The following is a 15,708-nucleotide window of genomic DNA, read 5'->3' as shown; positions in this document are numbered from 1 at the left end:
GATGACCCTTCTTTCTGCCATTGTTTATGTTGCCATGTAATTTAACTAAGTGTATTATATCCGCACTTGTTGAGTTTCATAAACAATTTAAGCAAGTTAAGCAAGGTAATATACATGTGCATATCAATGGCTGACCGTCGGCAAACCGGAGCAATATCATCAGGGAGTGTAACACTGCCGGACTGGCTTTGGCTCGGGCCAGGGACGCACAGGATGCTGGCCTATGGGCTTAATGAACCCTACCAGAAGATGGCTCCAGAGGTATATGAATGTAACACCCGTAGCACAGAAGGCATTCGGGGGATGTTCCAGATTAAGAGCCAGCGCACTCTTTACGATATTCTTTCAAAAGAAGGAAGTAGCTTTCTTTACAGGATAATTCACCTATCAATAGTAGATCTTTCTTCTAACTCTGCTATATCTTTGGCCAATTGAGAAGCTACCAGTTTATAAGCATTAGCGTTAGGATGAGCATTATCAAAGGGAAGCAAATAATCGTTTAAGTTAAATAAATGAGAGTAATCAAATACTGTAAGATCAGCATTCTGTAGCATCTGTTTCATTTCAGGCTTAATAGGACTTCCAGGAAAGATTATGACATAGAAGCCATTATTACCAAATTGTTTCTGATACTCCTGTTTTGATTTCTTAATAACGTTTACAACCAGCTGATAATGCTCAGCAGCGTGTTTTTTTGGGAAATCTAGTCGAAAGACATGATGTATATAAGTGGTCCTGAACCATTGTATAAAATCACTATATAATCGTTTATTCTCTGAATAAACGCCATGGGTAGTCATTGCCTCCTTGTTCAAATATGGAAACCTCCCTTTAGTCATATCAATCCAGCGTGTAGCAGGTATCGTTCGGTCTATTTGGTCATGAATGAATGTATATACTGCAAAACCTTTTTTCTTTTCTGTTAGTAATGTCAGATCTTCGTGTTGTAGTCGGGCCAGCATGTGGAGCGGTGAATAGGCCAGAAAACCTAGATTATATGCCCGATATTGGGGCATATTTAGTTGAAACTGGTAAGGCAATGTTTCATTGTCGGATACACCGTCACCGTAGGTATAGGAGCATCCAAAAAAGAGAGCATGCTTATCAGTGGCTGTTGAATCAATTACCTTTGCTGTTTTTCTAAGGGAGTTTTCATCTGTACTTACGGTTATACTATCATACTGGACTCCATCTTTTACAGGTGCCCACGTTAGAGACCAGCTCTTTTTAGCCCTGACTCCAAGAATATCATCATTGACGAAGGAGCCTGTCCAGTCAGGTCTGATAAAGGGTTGAGGGGCAGTAAGTGGTACAGGAGCTTTATTTGCTGTAAATAATAAGTAGGATATGCCTTCTAATAATACAAGTAGAAAACAAAAGATGGAGAGACTAAATAGGTAGTTCCGTAATGGCTCAGGACTATAAAAAAGTAAATGAAGTATTATGGTTGCCAGTACAAGTATAGCTATTAGCTGATAAGTAATTTTCCGGATATCAATATCTTTCCATACACCATCAGCATTACCAGTTGCATATTCAATAAATAGTAATGTTATTGAGATCAGTATAATAAAAGTAAGACTTATGCCTATAAAATAGAAGAACTTTCTAATATGAAACTTTGACATAACTATTTTAATCATTGCTATTAGTAAGGAATAAAAGTCCTTTACTTACTAATAGCAATATTCACTAATATATAACTTTTTATTAAAAATAAGTGTGAGCACGGTTTCTACAGTATTATAGCAAACAGCACCTTCTACATCTACATCAGCAGTGGCTCCACCTTCAATTTCTCTGTAGGGGTAGCTTTATGGGGGGCATAAAAACATTCTGGCAAGATATTAGTATTTATCGGGAAATAAGCTATAAACTGTAACTAAAATAGAACGAATCTCTTAGTTTGAGGTAGTCTACTTTGTTCTAACGCAAATTATCTATTTATATTTAGTTCAACAATAGGTTTACTCTTCTACAGGAACATATTAAAATTCCAGTAAGGCTATACGCGCAAATACAACATCCTGTTTTTATATTATAATAATCTAATATTCAGCCATTTATTGCAACTGGGCTTGTCACATTGGTAAATGATCATTAAACAACCTCTCAGGCAGCCAGGCAGTTGCTGTTTCAGTAACATGTATGGCAGGGTGATAAGCCATGGCATGTTTCTTTTTCACTGGATCATATATACCAATTTGGTAAGTACCTTCCACCAACCACTGCTTCAGGATCTTCTGCTCTTTCCTGAGTGAGTACAGTTGACCCGTCTTCAGAAAGTCAAGAAGTGAATTGCGCTGCCGGTATATCGGAAAGAAGAAGACGAAATTTTTAGACACCGCATATAGATAATATGCCTGATTACGCACCAGTTCCTCATAACTAACTGAGATTAGATCCCCCTGCTCATTAATAACTACATTGGAGCTTTTTAGATGCTCGTCCTGCTGAGACCAGTCGAACTCTTGCCGCAGTACCTCTACAGGAGGCTGCCAGGCCTTAAGTTTTTGTAAAATTTCGATCCGATAGGCAAATGGCTTGGTACGTACGGTTTGCTGATTTGACAGTATTGTCTGCAGATCAGCTAATACTGAATGACGACGCTTATCTACCTCTGGAATGTACCGCCAGGTAGTGAAGCCACAGTATATAACAGCAAGGGCCAAACTAGTAAGTTTCAGGTAGTTCTTCTTAGTATGAGGAACAATCTTGTACAGGGATATGTACGTCAGTAACAGTGCGATGGAAGCGTAGATTTTATACCGGCTTTCGGTATAGGCATCGCGCCCGAAGTTGATGATAAAGGCCGTGGCTCCTATGTACAGCAGAGACCCCAGGATGAACAGGGAGATAGGATCAAGACGGCGCTGAGACCACAATTTCCGGAGAATGGGATATAATATAATGGCACAGGAGAGCATGCCTGCTACAATGGCCAGGGGATTGGTACTCTCCTCCCTGAAGTCGATCCAGCTTCCCAGCAGCCCGAAGGTACCAAAGACATCATCTATCCGTTTGTAGATTGAAAATGGCTCGTTGACTGTGGTAAGCTCTAAATCTCTCAGATAGAACAGCAGGCTGACTCCCCCTACGACTACCGTAGTTAGGAGCCGCTTCCACTGGGCTTCAAGTATAAATACCAGGCATAACACGACCCAGATGGCTAGGCCACTGCCGCTCGAGAAGGTGGTTAGGACAGCTAACACTAGGCCAAATAGCCTATGAGCAAATCCTGGCTGAACGGAAAGCCATACACTGGCTACTCCCAGGCAAGCGACTGACAGATTCTGAAGGGAACACTCCGCCCAAAAGATATTATCATAGTGCTGAAAGTGAAAGAGGAGGAGCACCATAGGTATAAGTGCAACTAGGTCTCGCTTGATGCTGTACATGACCTTGGCCAAGACCCCCCACAACAGCACCAGGTTGAGAGAGCTTAGGAGGATCAGGTACTTCAGATTGACTTCCCCTACTATATAGTAATACAAAAGGGTAACCAACCGGGGAAAAGCAATCCGATGCTCGTTGTGCTGCCTGATCAGGAAGTGGAATTTTCGTTCAAGCGTGTCAGCATTCAGATAAGCGATCAAGAAGTCGAACAAGCCATTGTAGTCATCTATGAAGGGGGCATTTTCGGCATAAGAGTAAATAAAGCTGAAAAAGAAAATGATGTATAAAACAGCTAATAAAAGGGGGAGTGTAATCTTTATTTTTGAAATGCTCATTATAAGTTAGTTACTATTTCTTTCTGCCTAATGAAAAGCAGAACAATTAATAATCCCTGCCATTAAGGCTAGATAATAGCCAAAGGCGTAGTACTCCGTCTCCTGCACGGTCTGCCCCTGCTCATCAAACACCAGACGCACATTTCCCAGATGGTCTTTCAGGTAGTGGTGCAGCGTGTAGTTGCTTTTGCGCACCAGCTGCCCCTCATCTAGCCAAATCTTGCTACCATCCTGCATCTACGTAAAGAGCATAGATAAGAAAAGAGGGACAACTTTTAGATGTTTTTACTCATCGGGGTGGTGGTATGCAGGAAGTCCTGCTGGTAGTTCTTTCCAGCCTAGGCCAGGGATAGTCACCAACGAGTCCGGTACATCCAGATCCCAGAGTATCTTATGTTTTCTATAATCCTCACACCATACCTGAATCCAATACCGCCGCCTCATTAGTTCCTCCTTATTCCTTTCCCACCAAGATCCTCCTGTGTCGTATATGTTAGCAGGATCATCCATAATAAACTTTTCCCCATTAATAATATAGATGTACTCCAATCTAAATTTACCTCTTAATCTAAATGTCCTAGTAGGTTTTGCTACTGTATATATGGAACACTGCCTTAGTTTCTCCTGCAGCCTATATTTGTCATATGCATAAAATACCATGAATAATGCTACAAGAATGAAAAAGATTGCAAGTTTAATTTTTTTTTCTTCTGTCATTACCTCTGAGGTGATTTAGTATCCATTGACTTTGTAGCAGTGGCATCTACACCTTGATTAAATACTTCTAACATAGCGTTCATATAACCACTCATGGCAGCAGAGAAGCCGTTAGTCGTCATTAATTTGTTCGCATTATCCCCTAAAAAGCCAAATCCCAACCCTGTTGTTAATTTTATCATGCCTGCTTTTACATCATTAACTTCACTAAATGTATTGCCGTTTCGGAAATCATAGCCAGCGCTACCAATTGCTCCGGCTAAAGCACTACTTCCTGGTGAAAATGTAACATCTGCGAATAAACCGACCATATCTAATTGACTTTTATTTTCAAACATATTACCTGCCCCTTGTCCCAATAAACTTAATGCCGCTTTACCAAGATAAGGAGTCCACCTGACTTTTCTAATTGTATTTGCCACTTTTGCAAAATTAACAAAAGAGGATCCATACGAAATTGCAGCACCTAAGCCTACTTCGGCTGCTCCAAAAGCTAATAAGGGAGCACCTATAATTAGGGCCGCATCTCTGCCTCCTGAGTGAAATGCTTCCTGGAAAGGGCTGCTGTGCCCATACTTCTCGTAATTTCGGGCATAAGCAACAAATAAATGTCCTACCAGAGGATCTGATCTCTCGCGCTTACCTACAACAGTTAATTCTCCTGTTTCATCATCGTAGTAATTATTAGTGCCTTCAACATTCACCCGTTTCATACCATCGGGATCAATAAAACGGAGGGAATTATTTCCCACATAAGTATATGGCGAGTAGCTATAATCAATTGCAGCTAATGGATCCACGCTCATCCATCTACCCAGGGTGGCATCGTACTGCCGTGCCCCGTAGTCCAGGAAGCCCGTCTGCGGCTGCTTCTCCTTGCCGTTGTAGAGGTACTTGTTCTTCTCTTCCCCGCTGCGACTGACCTCGTAGCCAAAGGCATAGTACTCGGTCTCCTGGACCGTCTGCCCCTGCTCATCAAACACCAGACGCACATTCCCCAGATGATCTTTCAGGTAGTGGTGCAGCGTGTAGCTGCCGTCGGGGTTGCGCACCAACTGCCCCTCTTCCAGACCCACCCGCAGCAGCGTGCCGTTGGCGTTGTACTCGAAGGCGCCGGCGTAGAAGGTGATCCCCTCCGGCGACTGCATCTTCTGCTTCACGCCCGCGGCATCGTAGGTGTAGCGCAGCTCCTGATTGGATTTGTTGATGTAGCGCACCAGGTTCAGCGCGTTGTACTGCATGCTGTTGTCGTTATAGCCCCGGTTGTAGTCTCGCGTCAGGTTGCCGTTGCCGTCGTAGGCCATCTCATCCTGCTGGTTGCTGCCGTTGACAAAGCCTTCTCCACCGTTGCCGCTATCGTCCACCCGATGCAGCTGGTTGCCGTTGTAGTGGTAGGACAGCTGGTCGATGTACGAGCCCGCCCGCATGCGCGTCAGATTGGTCAGGTTGCCGTTGCGGTCGTAGCCCAGGCCCGTCTCGTTGTAGTCCTGGAAGCTGCCCGAGCCCCAGGCGTTGGTGAGCCGGCTGGCCCGGTCGTAGCTCAGGCTCATGCCCCCGCTGCGGTGGGGGGTGCCCCAGTTCAGGTTCTGGATGTTGCCGTTGCCGTAGTAGTTCAGGCTCAGCGTCAGCCCCTGGCCGTTGGTGTTGCCCGCCTCGCAGAGCCAGCCCCGCACCTGGTACTTGTAGCTCTGTCCCCTGAGCGAGTTGAACAGCCGCTTCTGGGCCAGCTGCCCCACCTCGTTGTAGCTCTGCGCCAGGTGTGTGTACTGCTTCTGCACACTGCCGTTGTCGCGGAAGGTATGGTCGGTCTTCACCAGCCGCCCGGCCTGATCGTACTCCATGAGCTTGTCGAGCTGGTAGGTCTTGCTGCTGGTACCCTGGGTGGTGCGCTCCTGCAGCACGCGCCCGTCAAAGCTGTACTTGTAGGAGATACGCTCGTAGGCATCGCCCCCCATGCCGTACAGCTGGCGTACCACCTGGATGGGCCGCTCGCGGTTGTCGTAGTAGGTCACCGTCCACAGCCAGTCGCCATAGGTGCCATCGTCGTTGAGGATGCGGCTGCGCTGCCCCGTCACCAGCCCTTTGCGCGACTCGCCCTGGGGGTTGTTGACAAATTCGTTACCCGAAAGCTGCAGCTCATTGTCATAGCCCCGGAAGGGCGAGAAGCCGTAGTCGTCGTAATAGTTGTAGACCAGTGGGTTGCCGTTGACGCCCATCTCCCTCTGGCGGTTGGCCTCGTCGTAGAGGTAGTAGAACGGCTGGCCGCGGCCGTCGGTCATAGTTTCCAGCAGATCCCGGCTATTGTAGGCCATCGTGGCCACTCCGGCTCCGGGTACCTTCTTCTCGACTAGTAGCCCGCGGTTGTTGTACTTATAGAGGAAGGCATACTTGTTCAGATCGCTTTCCTGCTGGTACTGGGGCTGCAGCACCGCCCGTAGCTGGCCGATCTCATCGTAGACGTAGTAGGTGTCCAGATCCCCCCCGTCGTTCTTTACCCGGCGCAGCACCAGGCGCTCGTGGCTGTCGCGGAACTCCTGGACGGTGTTGTCGTTCTCGTCCTTGGTCTCAGTGTAGGTCAGCTGATTAGCCGAATAGTTGCCGTTCTGGGTGATTTGGTTGAGCCCGCCCCCACTGACTCCGTAGCGTTTGACCGAGCCGTCGGTGTAGACTTTGTAGTAGGTGCGCACGCCGGTAGAAACGCCGGGGGCTTTCTGTTCGCTGGCGCGGCTCAGGGGGGAGTTCTCGAAGTAGGTTTCGGTAAAGGGACTGCCGGTGGGAGCTCAGACCAGGCCACTGTTGCCGTAGTAGCCGTAGTTGGGGCTACTGACAAAGCGGCCGTTGTTGCTGGCGGCGGCGGCGGGCAGGTAGGTCTTGTTGGGGCGGTACTGGTTGTCGTAGGAGGTCTGGCTGATGAGGTCCTGTCCGGAGGGTCCCACAAAGGCATCGACCTGCTGCTGGGGCAGTCCCAGTCCGTTGAAGTAGGAGATCTGGGTGTGGACCTGGTCGGGGGTGCCCCAGTAGGTGTTGCCCTGAGCTTCGGTGGCCCCGGGCTGCTTGTAGGTGCGTGTGAGCACGTAGTTGCGCTCCGGCGTCTGACCAAACAGACACAAGGGAAATAGTAACAGAAAAATACTATTCTTTAATCTGGTAAATATGGGCATAGAGGGGTGGTTGTGGTATATAAGCTTTTATTGATATGAGCAAGTCTGTAAAGATTCAGTTAAGTATTGTAGCACTTATGGCTCTGGCACGGTGACTCCTCCGGCAACCGCTCCTTACAACAGGGTAAGTATATGACTACTAATTCTCTTCGTAAAAGGAGAATAGCAGTACCAGCTACAGATATGTCATAGCCATATCAGATAGTAGGAGTTTAGCGCCGAAATAAATCGACAGCAGGTCCTCTTGTCACAAATTCATTTTGCGTCAACAGCAAAGGCTTTTTATGTCTTTGTTGTATGATGCAAGCAAAGAATTTTCTTCCTAGTAGTTTATACCACTAGTATAGTGTGATTGCATCCTGCCAATGCCAACAAAACTTACTGAATGATTTGACTAAGAAAAGAAGGTAGCGAAGAAGTAAAATGTGGGGATAACAAATCTGAATTTGAATGCAGAGAGTAGAAAAACTTCATAAGACAATCACAGTTAGAATTAGGGATGGATAATTTAAAGGGTCTACTAATAACATTAACATGTTAGATATGATAGGCTATTGACAGTAAGCCTTTCAATATAGTGTGTGAAGATTTTTTTTAAAAAACACACCAAACATCATCCTTCCCTATTCCCTCTACTGCTCGATTGGTAATCCAAAAGTGTTTCAAGAAAAAATTTTTTCCAAAAAATTTTATTTAACGGTAAGGTGGTATTGCAAGGACGGAGAATGAAAAAAATTATGTTGCTGAAATAGAGACTTTTACAAGAAAAAGGACTAAAAGGGCACTAACAAACTAGGTAGTGGTAATTTAGGGTGTGATTTAGTAAATTTGGCACATGATAAGTGAAACAACTCATTATAGGTGCCAACTATAGATCATCAGCGGAAAGTGGACAGCTGTGGCCGGGCTGCCGGAGTAGTGAAAAGAGAAGAGAAGGTTTTATCCTCCTTAAACTTGCTGAAAAATATGAGCGCAGCGGCGCACCGCTTTTCCGGCGTTCAAGCATTGACATATGCTTGATTTTTTGCCGCTGGGCTACTATCTGATCCTGAAGACCCTAATAAGCATTCGCTGGCCTTTCGTTTTCTAGTGAGCGCTCCGGCGCCCCGATCATGATATCGTTGCTAAAAATAATAAGTTACCCACTCAGCCAGGCGGCTGCTCAGTTCATCAGGACTGAAATAGTGCTCTAATAACAACACATTTTTCATGGACCGATGCCGCGACGGCGTACCGTTAGCGTTCGATTTTACCGGCTCTGGCCGCCCGGTTGAGTCATTGGATGATACGGAGCACACCGGAGGTGATCGATGCCTTCCCCTTTCAAATATTCCTTTTGATACCGAGATACATAAGCTGACCCATTGTCTGACAAGTTACGAGGCCGCTGGTCTGTGCTCAAACTGCTGGCTTGTAGAGCCGCTTGCATCATTCGAATAGCAGATGCGCGCTCGAAATGAGATGAGGCTGACTGAGCCTTTTGGAGCGCCTAAGCGATTTTTAAGTTGTCTTGGACATAACTAAGGTAAATTGGGTGAAACAACCAGGTCGCCGGTGCGATTACTAAATTGTTTCTGTCCTTCTATCCATTTTTACTTGACTACGTACATAACTTACCCAACAAACCAGCTATTGTATAGCGGGAATATTGAGATCGAAGTCTTTTTCCATGGCCTGCAGATTCCTGACAAGATGATCTCCAGGCAACGTTCGTCGTAGATAGGCTTCGAAAGAAATGTTTGCCAGGTAATGCTCATGAAGATGCCCTTCCTTGATGTACTTTTTCTTGTTTTTTCGGATGTACGAAAAGTATCCGCTGATCAGATCGGTGAGTTGGGAAGGCCCCTGCTTCATATGTGCATAATACTTAATAAGTACATGGATGTTGATTAAAGTCACTGGTTTAATGGATCGTACTTGTTTATGTCCGTTAGACCTCACTGCGTCAAACTGCTCGTTCACGTAATCATTTACCCCGCTTACGTCGAAATTAGGATCAGAGTAGATGATGATTGGATATATAGTCACCTTATGCGGTGCCGAAATACCTAGTAAGTGTGCAAGGTCAGAGGTATCATCATACAGGTATTCAATTTGTTTTACTATTTGTGACAGCCCCTTGTTTTTTGTGGCACTGCTTTTAGATGTTAGCAAATTTTGATCAATAGTAGAGCGAAAGGCGTTGAAATCCATTTCCTCCAGGGTCTTCGCATGGAAAGTTGAGCTCTTGACTTCGATCACTAGCACTTTATTTTCCGTAGCCTTAATGATGAAATCTTGGTATTGTTCGCTGCTGATCACCTTTTGGTGAGGACGGTAGAAAATGGCCGATAAGTATTTTTTTACGAGGTACTGTTCGAAGTAATGATAGCCGATATAGCCTTGGAAGGCATTGTAAGAGTTAAAACGAAGGCCTTTACTAAGGCTTGTGTTCTTATATAGTAAGTAGAAAAAGCCCTGATCAATTGCGTATTGGAAAAAATTATAATCAAGGATGACCGCATTATTACCAATAAGGTAAAGAGGCTTGGGAATTATATCCATATTTATAGAAAGGGGTTTTTGTCTTTCTAATGAGCTTCGGTCAATTGTGAATTCCGAAATAATTGTTGGAGGGATGCCTTCCAGGTTAAAGGTATTTTTTCCTGACTTACCCTCAGCCAGCATTGCTTCAAAAATCATCAGGATAAATTTGCCAAAGAACCATGGATTGGCAATCTGGAAGTGCGCACAAAATTCGCGGCATTCTATGCTCAAGTCGTCAGCTTCTGATAAAAATTTTGATGCAAAGGCAAATTTTACCATCGTAAACATTTTCTGGTAAACATTAGATCTGATGTATGCCTGTTGCTGCATATCCAGCCGAAAAATTGCCTCGAAACTATCCCGCCTCAGGCTCGGATCATCTTTGAAGTAAAGACCATTGAAGATTAAGATAGTCTTAAGCAGGTCTAAGCCAAGACTATGGGGATGGTCGCGATGGTCAGCACCCAACGCAACGAAGTTTTCCATGCAAGCTTTCAATAAAAGGCTGATTGACGCCGATGCAAAATAGGCGCTGGTCTCAAAATCCTTAATGTCCGCCAATGGTATGGAATCGGTTCCGGGAAAAAGGATCTCTAAGCTGCGCGTGGTCTGGCGCGGGATGTCTAATTCCTGAAACAGGATTGCATTAATTTTAGAGAGCTTAATTACCAGCAAATCAGTGGGATATGCCCGGATAAACTTAAGTTTATCGTTAGGCAATATATCATTAAAAATTTCAGCATAGTTCCGGACAGCTATATATCTGGTCGAAGGGTTTATCATCAGTCTGTATATATGTAAAAAGTTTAGCTATGATCAGGATGCGACAAATCATCTGTTTGCATATTGCGCGTACCTGATAATGGCTTAATTACACTTTATTTATAGCCCCAGCTTCATGGCGGCATTATGCCTGACCACCTGCTGTACACGCGTATAGCGGTCGATCATCGTGCGGGTGCGGTGCTTGGTCTGCTGCATGATCTGCGAGTCGTCGGCTCCATTTAATTTAGCGATGGTCACAAAGGAGGCCCGTAATGAATGGGCCGAGTATTCCTGACCCAGATAGGTCTTGGTGGTGCGGGCCACCTGCTTGTCCGAGAGCCGGTCCCCGGTGATGTGGTTGCCTTTGCGAAAGCGGACAAAAAGGGGCCCGGTCGCACGATCCAATACCATTGTATAGTCCTGCAGGGCCCGGACGGGACACGTATCCGGATCCGGACTAAAAAACAAGGCCTTCTGCTCCGTTTTTCCGTACTGGTTGGTCTTACTCCCCTGGTAGGTAACTACGGCCCCTTCCCGGGTGAACTGAACACTTTCTATATTCAGGGCCACCAGCTCCGACCGGCGAAAGGCCCCCACAAATCCCACCAGGAGCAAGGCCCGCTCGCGCAGTCCGGCGGGGGTCAGGGGGATGGATCGAATCTTTGCCTTAAACTCTTCAATATCAAAGGCCAGGGCCTGCCCAGGTTCGGTCCCCAGGGTGCGTTTAATGCCTTCCAGCACCGTCTGTACGGTCTGGTCCAGGGCAGGATCGGGATGCTGGTGGAGCCGGTGCCACTTACGGATGGCGGCCAGGCGGCGGGAAAGGGTCGCCCATTTATGCCGGGTGGCCTCATCGGAGAGGTAAGCCGCCAGGGTGGCCGGCGTCAGGGGCAGATCGGCCAGCTCCCGCCGTTGCAGCCACTGCCGAAGCTGGTTGAGGTCCGAACGGTAGGCCAGCTGGGTGTTGAGGGCTCCTTCCAGTCCCCGGTTGAAAAAAGCCGCCGTCTGCTGGGCCAGCTCCTCGTGGGTGGCCAGCCTGAGCGCCTGACCCGAGACCTTAGCTGCTAGAAGTGTCATGGCGAAGAAAAGTAATATGTGGAGGCAAGATAGCCAAAATCCGGTTATGTCCGATAAATAAATGTTATTGGACATAATAATAGAAATCATTTACCTGCTTCCTGTACACATCGTGGCTAAAAAGGAGGCACTGAGATTTAGCTGTACGCAATTCCTGTTGCACCAGGGGAGCTATACGAAAATCTCAGCTCGATTAAAAATAGATAAATCAGGTTTTTCTCTAGTAGACTGATGTATGAGGCGAGCAATTATTTACTTAGCTTTTCGGAATAATTCTAATAAATGAAATAGACGTGGACGATGGATGCCCGAACAGGAATCTTCAACTGAGTAGCCTGAGCGATATATTAAAATATATTATAACTCAATTTATCGACATTCGACTTTATGCAACCAATGCCCTTTATATTTGAACAGGAATATTATTCTAAACAAGAGAGTAAACTGTAAACCTTAATTGGACTATTCCTCTTGGGGCTAAATGAAGCAGAGGTAGTCCTACACGTCGACAGGGCTCTAGGTAGTTTGCTCAAATAACGTTTACTTATTGTCGCTTAACTGCTATACCTCTTTTTGAAGGTCGAATAGTGCTTGACGGATGGTCTGATTCTCTACCTCGATGCCCGGCCTGCTGTAGCTGCTGGGCTTGCTGTAGGGCCTGGGCTAGTAGGTACTGCTCGATTAGCTGGTGTGACCACTTCTGGCTGCGCAGCAAGTTATTAACGATTGGCCGCTGCCATGCGCTTGGTGCCTGCCGGAGCATGCGCCTCTCCTAAGAGTTTACCTCCTAACTCGCTCAGCAAAAGGCTCATGCTGTTGTGTCGGTGACACAGGATGCAGCCTAAAAAAGCTATAAATGTACTTACCAGACGCCGGTCCAGTAGCTCATCGAGCTGCTGAGCCAATGGCCGAACAACTTCATAGAGCTGTCCGTAAAAATAACCAGCTTCTTGCTTGACTTCGTCAGCATGGATGTCGACTTTTACTGAGTCCTTGGACATAAGAAAACTTTCCGGTCAGTAGTTCGCACCACTAAATTCGGAAGGATTTTACTATTTCGCCATCCAAAAAAACTCCGGTAAGACTAATGCTTCCTGTTGCTGTTGGTGAGCACGCTACAGGATAAGGTTAGAGAAGAACTGCGGCGAAGATGGTGTTATCGAACAGGAAAGCGGTGCCAACTCGCGCTGACACCGCTTTACCGACTGAGAGCCGCACTAGCTGCTCTTTTTTCTTACAATCAAATCTTCGCCCAAAGTTCGGGATGACTCATGTAACCTACTCTTCCAATCCACATGACTTAACCTCTCAAAGCGACTCGTAAAACAACTTCACTATTTTCTCTTTTATTTTCAGGCTTAATCGCCCCCACGTCTCCTCTCCTATCTGGATCCTCATTCTAGGTACCAATACTACTTCCTCTACTCCCAGTGTGGAACAGGTAGTCAGGTAAGCAGGCTTTAAAGCATCAGCTCCAAATGGGGTGAATATATCTGGATTGCAAAGAAAGCAGGTGGATGTTTGATCTGTCTTTTGTCTACGGCTTGATGGGTTACTTTCTGATAGTTTCATAATTTCCGGTTCTGCACAATTCGCTCACACATGTTTTAAAGGCCTCTAACCAGTACTTAATTGATCAGCAAGGGCACGGTAGCAAATGTGCCAGAAACTACTACCGAAAGCAACTCGGATTTTGTCGTAATTAGCAAGGTATTTAGGCGAATCCAACCAGGGGACAAAGACGTATCAGCTTCACTATGCAGGCTTCTAACTGGCTGGTGGCTGCTCCTGCATTATCTTATGCAGCAATTCTGCCTTGTTGGTCACTTCCACCTTCTCAAATATCTTTTCTATGTGTTTCTTGATTGTACGCTCCTTAACCGCCAACTCACTGCCGACTATTTTATATGGTTTTCCGACTCTGACGAGCCGTACAACCTCCTTTTCCCGCTCTGACAATTGGTACAGGTTCATATTCGTTTCCAGCACCATCTCCTGATGGTCTTCATACCCTATACCGAGTATCTGAGTACCCATAGTATCTGCCTGTAGAAGCTCCAGCAGCCTGGCCCGATCCTGTCTGGATTGTAGGATAGACCTGCGGATAAACAGAACTGTTAAAATAGTAAAGCCACTATTTGTAATGATGGCTTCGGTTGCCTGGCTTATATCCGGAAAAAAAGCAATGGCAATAAAGGGGACTACCGAGCAGTACAAAAGGATAATTTCCCAATATTGTCTCATTTCAATCTCTTTTTGAAAGGCCTTTTGAATGGATTTCCACATTGCGGAGGCCAGCACCAGGCTGTATATGGCCGGTACTACGAGTCCGTGGGCAATGGCATTATCTATGTTACCTATTAGGGCATATTCAAATATAAACGTGAGAATGAAAGGCAGGTACAGGAACAGAAAAACACCGTACACCGCATGGAATCTTAACCCGGTAAGGTTATAGGACTTGTAGAAATAAAATGGGAAGTAAGAAGCCATGATAAACCCGGCAGCGTAGGTAAATCCGTACTGCATCACTATGGGAATATGCTCATACTGAGGATCCGGAAACAGCCCCATCGCCAAGTTCTTAGTGATGAGAAGGGCCAGAAGAATCAGGTAGTACTTTCGGTTAGAGTCCCTGGGCCAGCATAGGTAGTAGTACAGCTGGTACAACAAAAAGAAAACTTCAAGTACAATGAATGTAAAAGTTATAATGTGTATATCTGTGCCAAATACCCGCATACCGTCAAAAAGTTTTTCGTAATAAATAAAGTGTGTAGCTAAGTTCCAGATTGTGGTAAATGGAAAAGCCGTGCTTCTTGTACCATGGAAGGTTCTTCATCGTCGAGGTTTCCAAGAAGACAGGCCGGTTCATTCCTTTTGCCTCTTCCATCAACTCACGAAGTAACCTACCTCCAATGCCTGTTCCCTTGTATTCGGGCTGTACCCCAATAAACCAGAGGTGGTAGAAGGGAGTCTGAGGATGGTGCTTTGCAATCAGACTCTCCCGGTTCATGGCTTTACCAATGTTGCCCACTCCAATGGCATTTTTTATCAACCGAACCATCGGCACTAAACTGGTTAATGTGGTTTTCTTCTGATCCGGGAAGAGCACCAGGGCACATGCCTTACGATCATCTGACAAGACTACTTTTCCCGCTGTCTTACAAACCTCATACGAGTAGTCCATTAAAGCCCGGATCCGCTTAAATCGGTTACCATCCTGAGGTATAAGATAGTTCACGCTCTGATTCTCGTTGAATGCAGAGCTAAGTATATCTACCACTAGCTTTTTATCCTGGTCAGTAGCCGCGATCATGTTACAGGGTCACTATAAGTTTAGAAATTTGATTTCGTTTGATATAGGGGAAACTTCCTATCTATCGATTTGTAACCCTATGTTCACTTAAATGTTTTGAGAGCCATTTCAAAATCAGAATTTTTACAACTGAAAAAAGTAGTCATCATCCATTGTAGTTCTTTAGCTATGGCTTTAGTGAGATTTGCCATTAAAGGAGCTGTACTGGATGTACAATTAAAGGCTTGGTCGGAAATGAACGCTCTGATTGCTATTGGTTTCTTCTTTCTTGGTGATGAGCTCTGGCTCAGATGTTGTTATTCAAACTCTTTTTAACATCCGATTCCCGCACTTTTTACTTTTTCCTACATAGAAAGAAACTCATAAAGCAGTCCAACCAGGCAATTTTTCCATGGTTGAACTGCCTTATGTGTAC

11 protein-coding genes are annotated in these 15,708 nt (G+C 45.6%); all 11 read right to left on the bottom strand.

Annotated elements, in window-relative coordinates:
• Positions 1 to 380 precede the first annotated feature (380 nt).
• Entirely contained in the window at positions 381 to 1,628 is a 1,248-nt protein-coding gene (locus tag JUB14_RS25975) for a hypothetical protein (protein WP_207509791.1), read from the bottom strand.
• 453 nt (positions 1,629 to 2,081) lie between these two features.
• Positions 2,082 to 3,731, bottom strand: coding sequence for a hypothetical protein (locus JUB14_RS25970; RefSeq protein ID WP_207509790.1), 1,650 nt, complete (start codon positions 3,729 to 3,731; stop codon positions 2,082 to 2,084).
• Between the two features lie 27 nt (positions 3,732 to 3,758).
• Complete coding sequence (locus JUB14_RS25965; protein ID WP_207509789.1) at positions 3,759 to 3,968, bottom strand: hypothetical protein; 210 nt, start codon at positions 3,966 to 3,968, stop codon at positions 3,759 to 3,761.
• Positions 3,969 to 4,016: 48 nt separating this feature from the next.
• The gene (locus JUB14_RS25960) at positions 4,017 to 4,448 is read right to left on the bottom strand and encodes a hypothetical protein (RefSeq protein WP_207509788.1); all 432 of its coding nucleotides are present in this window, start codon (positions 4,446 to 4,448) and stop codon (positions 4,017 to 4,019) included.
• Positions 4,448 to 7,135, bottom strand: a complete 2,688-nt coding sequence (locus JUB14_RS28050; RefSeq protein WP_207509787.1) for an RHS repeat domain-containing protein — start codon at positions 7,133 to 7,135, stop codon at positions 4,448 to 4,450. The genes JUB14_RS25960 and JUB14_RS28050 overlap by 1 nt, the downstream gene beginning before the upstream one ends.
• Positions 7,136 to 7,228: 93 nt before the next feature.
• Positions 7,229 to 7,609 (bottom strand): DUF6443 domain-containing protein, encoded by a 381-nt coding sequence (locus JUB14_RS25950; protein WP_207509786.1) that lies wholly within the window; start codon positions 7,607 to 7,609, stop codon positions 7,229 to 7,231.
• Between the two features lie 1,629 nt (positions 7,610 to 9,238).
• Complete coding sequence (locus JUB14_RS25945) at positions 9,239 to 10,918, bottom strand: hypothetical protein (protein WP_207509785.1); 1,680 nt, start codon at positions 10,916 to 10,918, stop codon at positions 9,239 to 9,241.
• Between the two features lie 99 nt (positions 10,919 to 11,017).
• Positions 11,018 to 11,977, bottom strand: coding sequence for a site-specific integrase (locus tag JUB14_RS25940; protein ID WP_207509784.1), 960 nt, complete (start codon positions 11,975 to 11,977; stop codon positions 11,018 to 11,020).
• A 719-nt stretch (positions 11,978 to 12,696) separates the two neighbouring features.
• A complete protein-coding gene (locus tag JUB14_RS25935) occupies positions 12,697 to 12,978 on the bottom strand; it encodes a hypothetical protein (RefSeq protein ID WP_207509783.1) in 282 nt (93 codons plus the stop codon).
• A gap of 766 nt (positions 12,979 to 13,744) precedes the next feature.
• A complete protein-coding gene (locus tag JUB14_RS25930) occupies positions 13,745 to 14,647 on the bottom strand; it encodes a helix-turn-helix transcriptional regulator (protein WP_207509782.1) in 903 nt (300 codons plus the stop codon).
• A gap of 73 nt (positions 14,648 to 14,720) precedes the next feature.
• Positions 14,721 to 15,293: a GNAT family N-acetyltransferase gene (locus JUB14_RS25925; RefSeq protein ID WP_207509781.1), complete on the bottom strand. Its 573-nt coding sequence runs from the start codon at positions 15,291 to 15,293 to the stop codon at positions 14,721 to 14,723.
• Between the last annotated feature and the right edge of the window lie 415 nt (positions 15,294 to 15,708).

This window comes from Telluribacter humicola, assembly GCF_017355935.1.
Classification (GTDB): domain Bacteria; phylum Bacteroidota; class Bacteroidia; order Cytophagales; family Spirosomataceae; genus Telluribacter; species Telluribacter humicola.
Note: the sequence above shows the minus strand (reverse complement) of the source record. Positions and strands in the feature narration are given on the sequence as shown.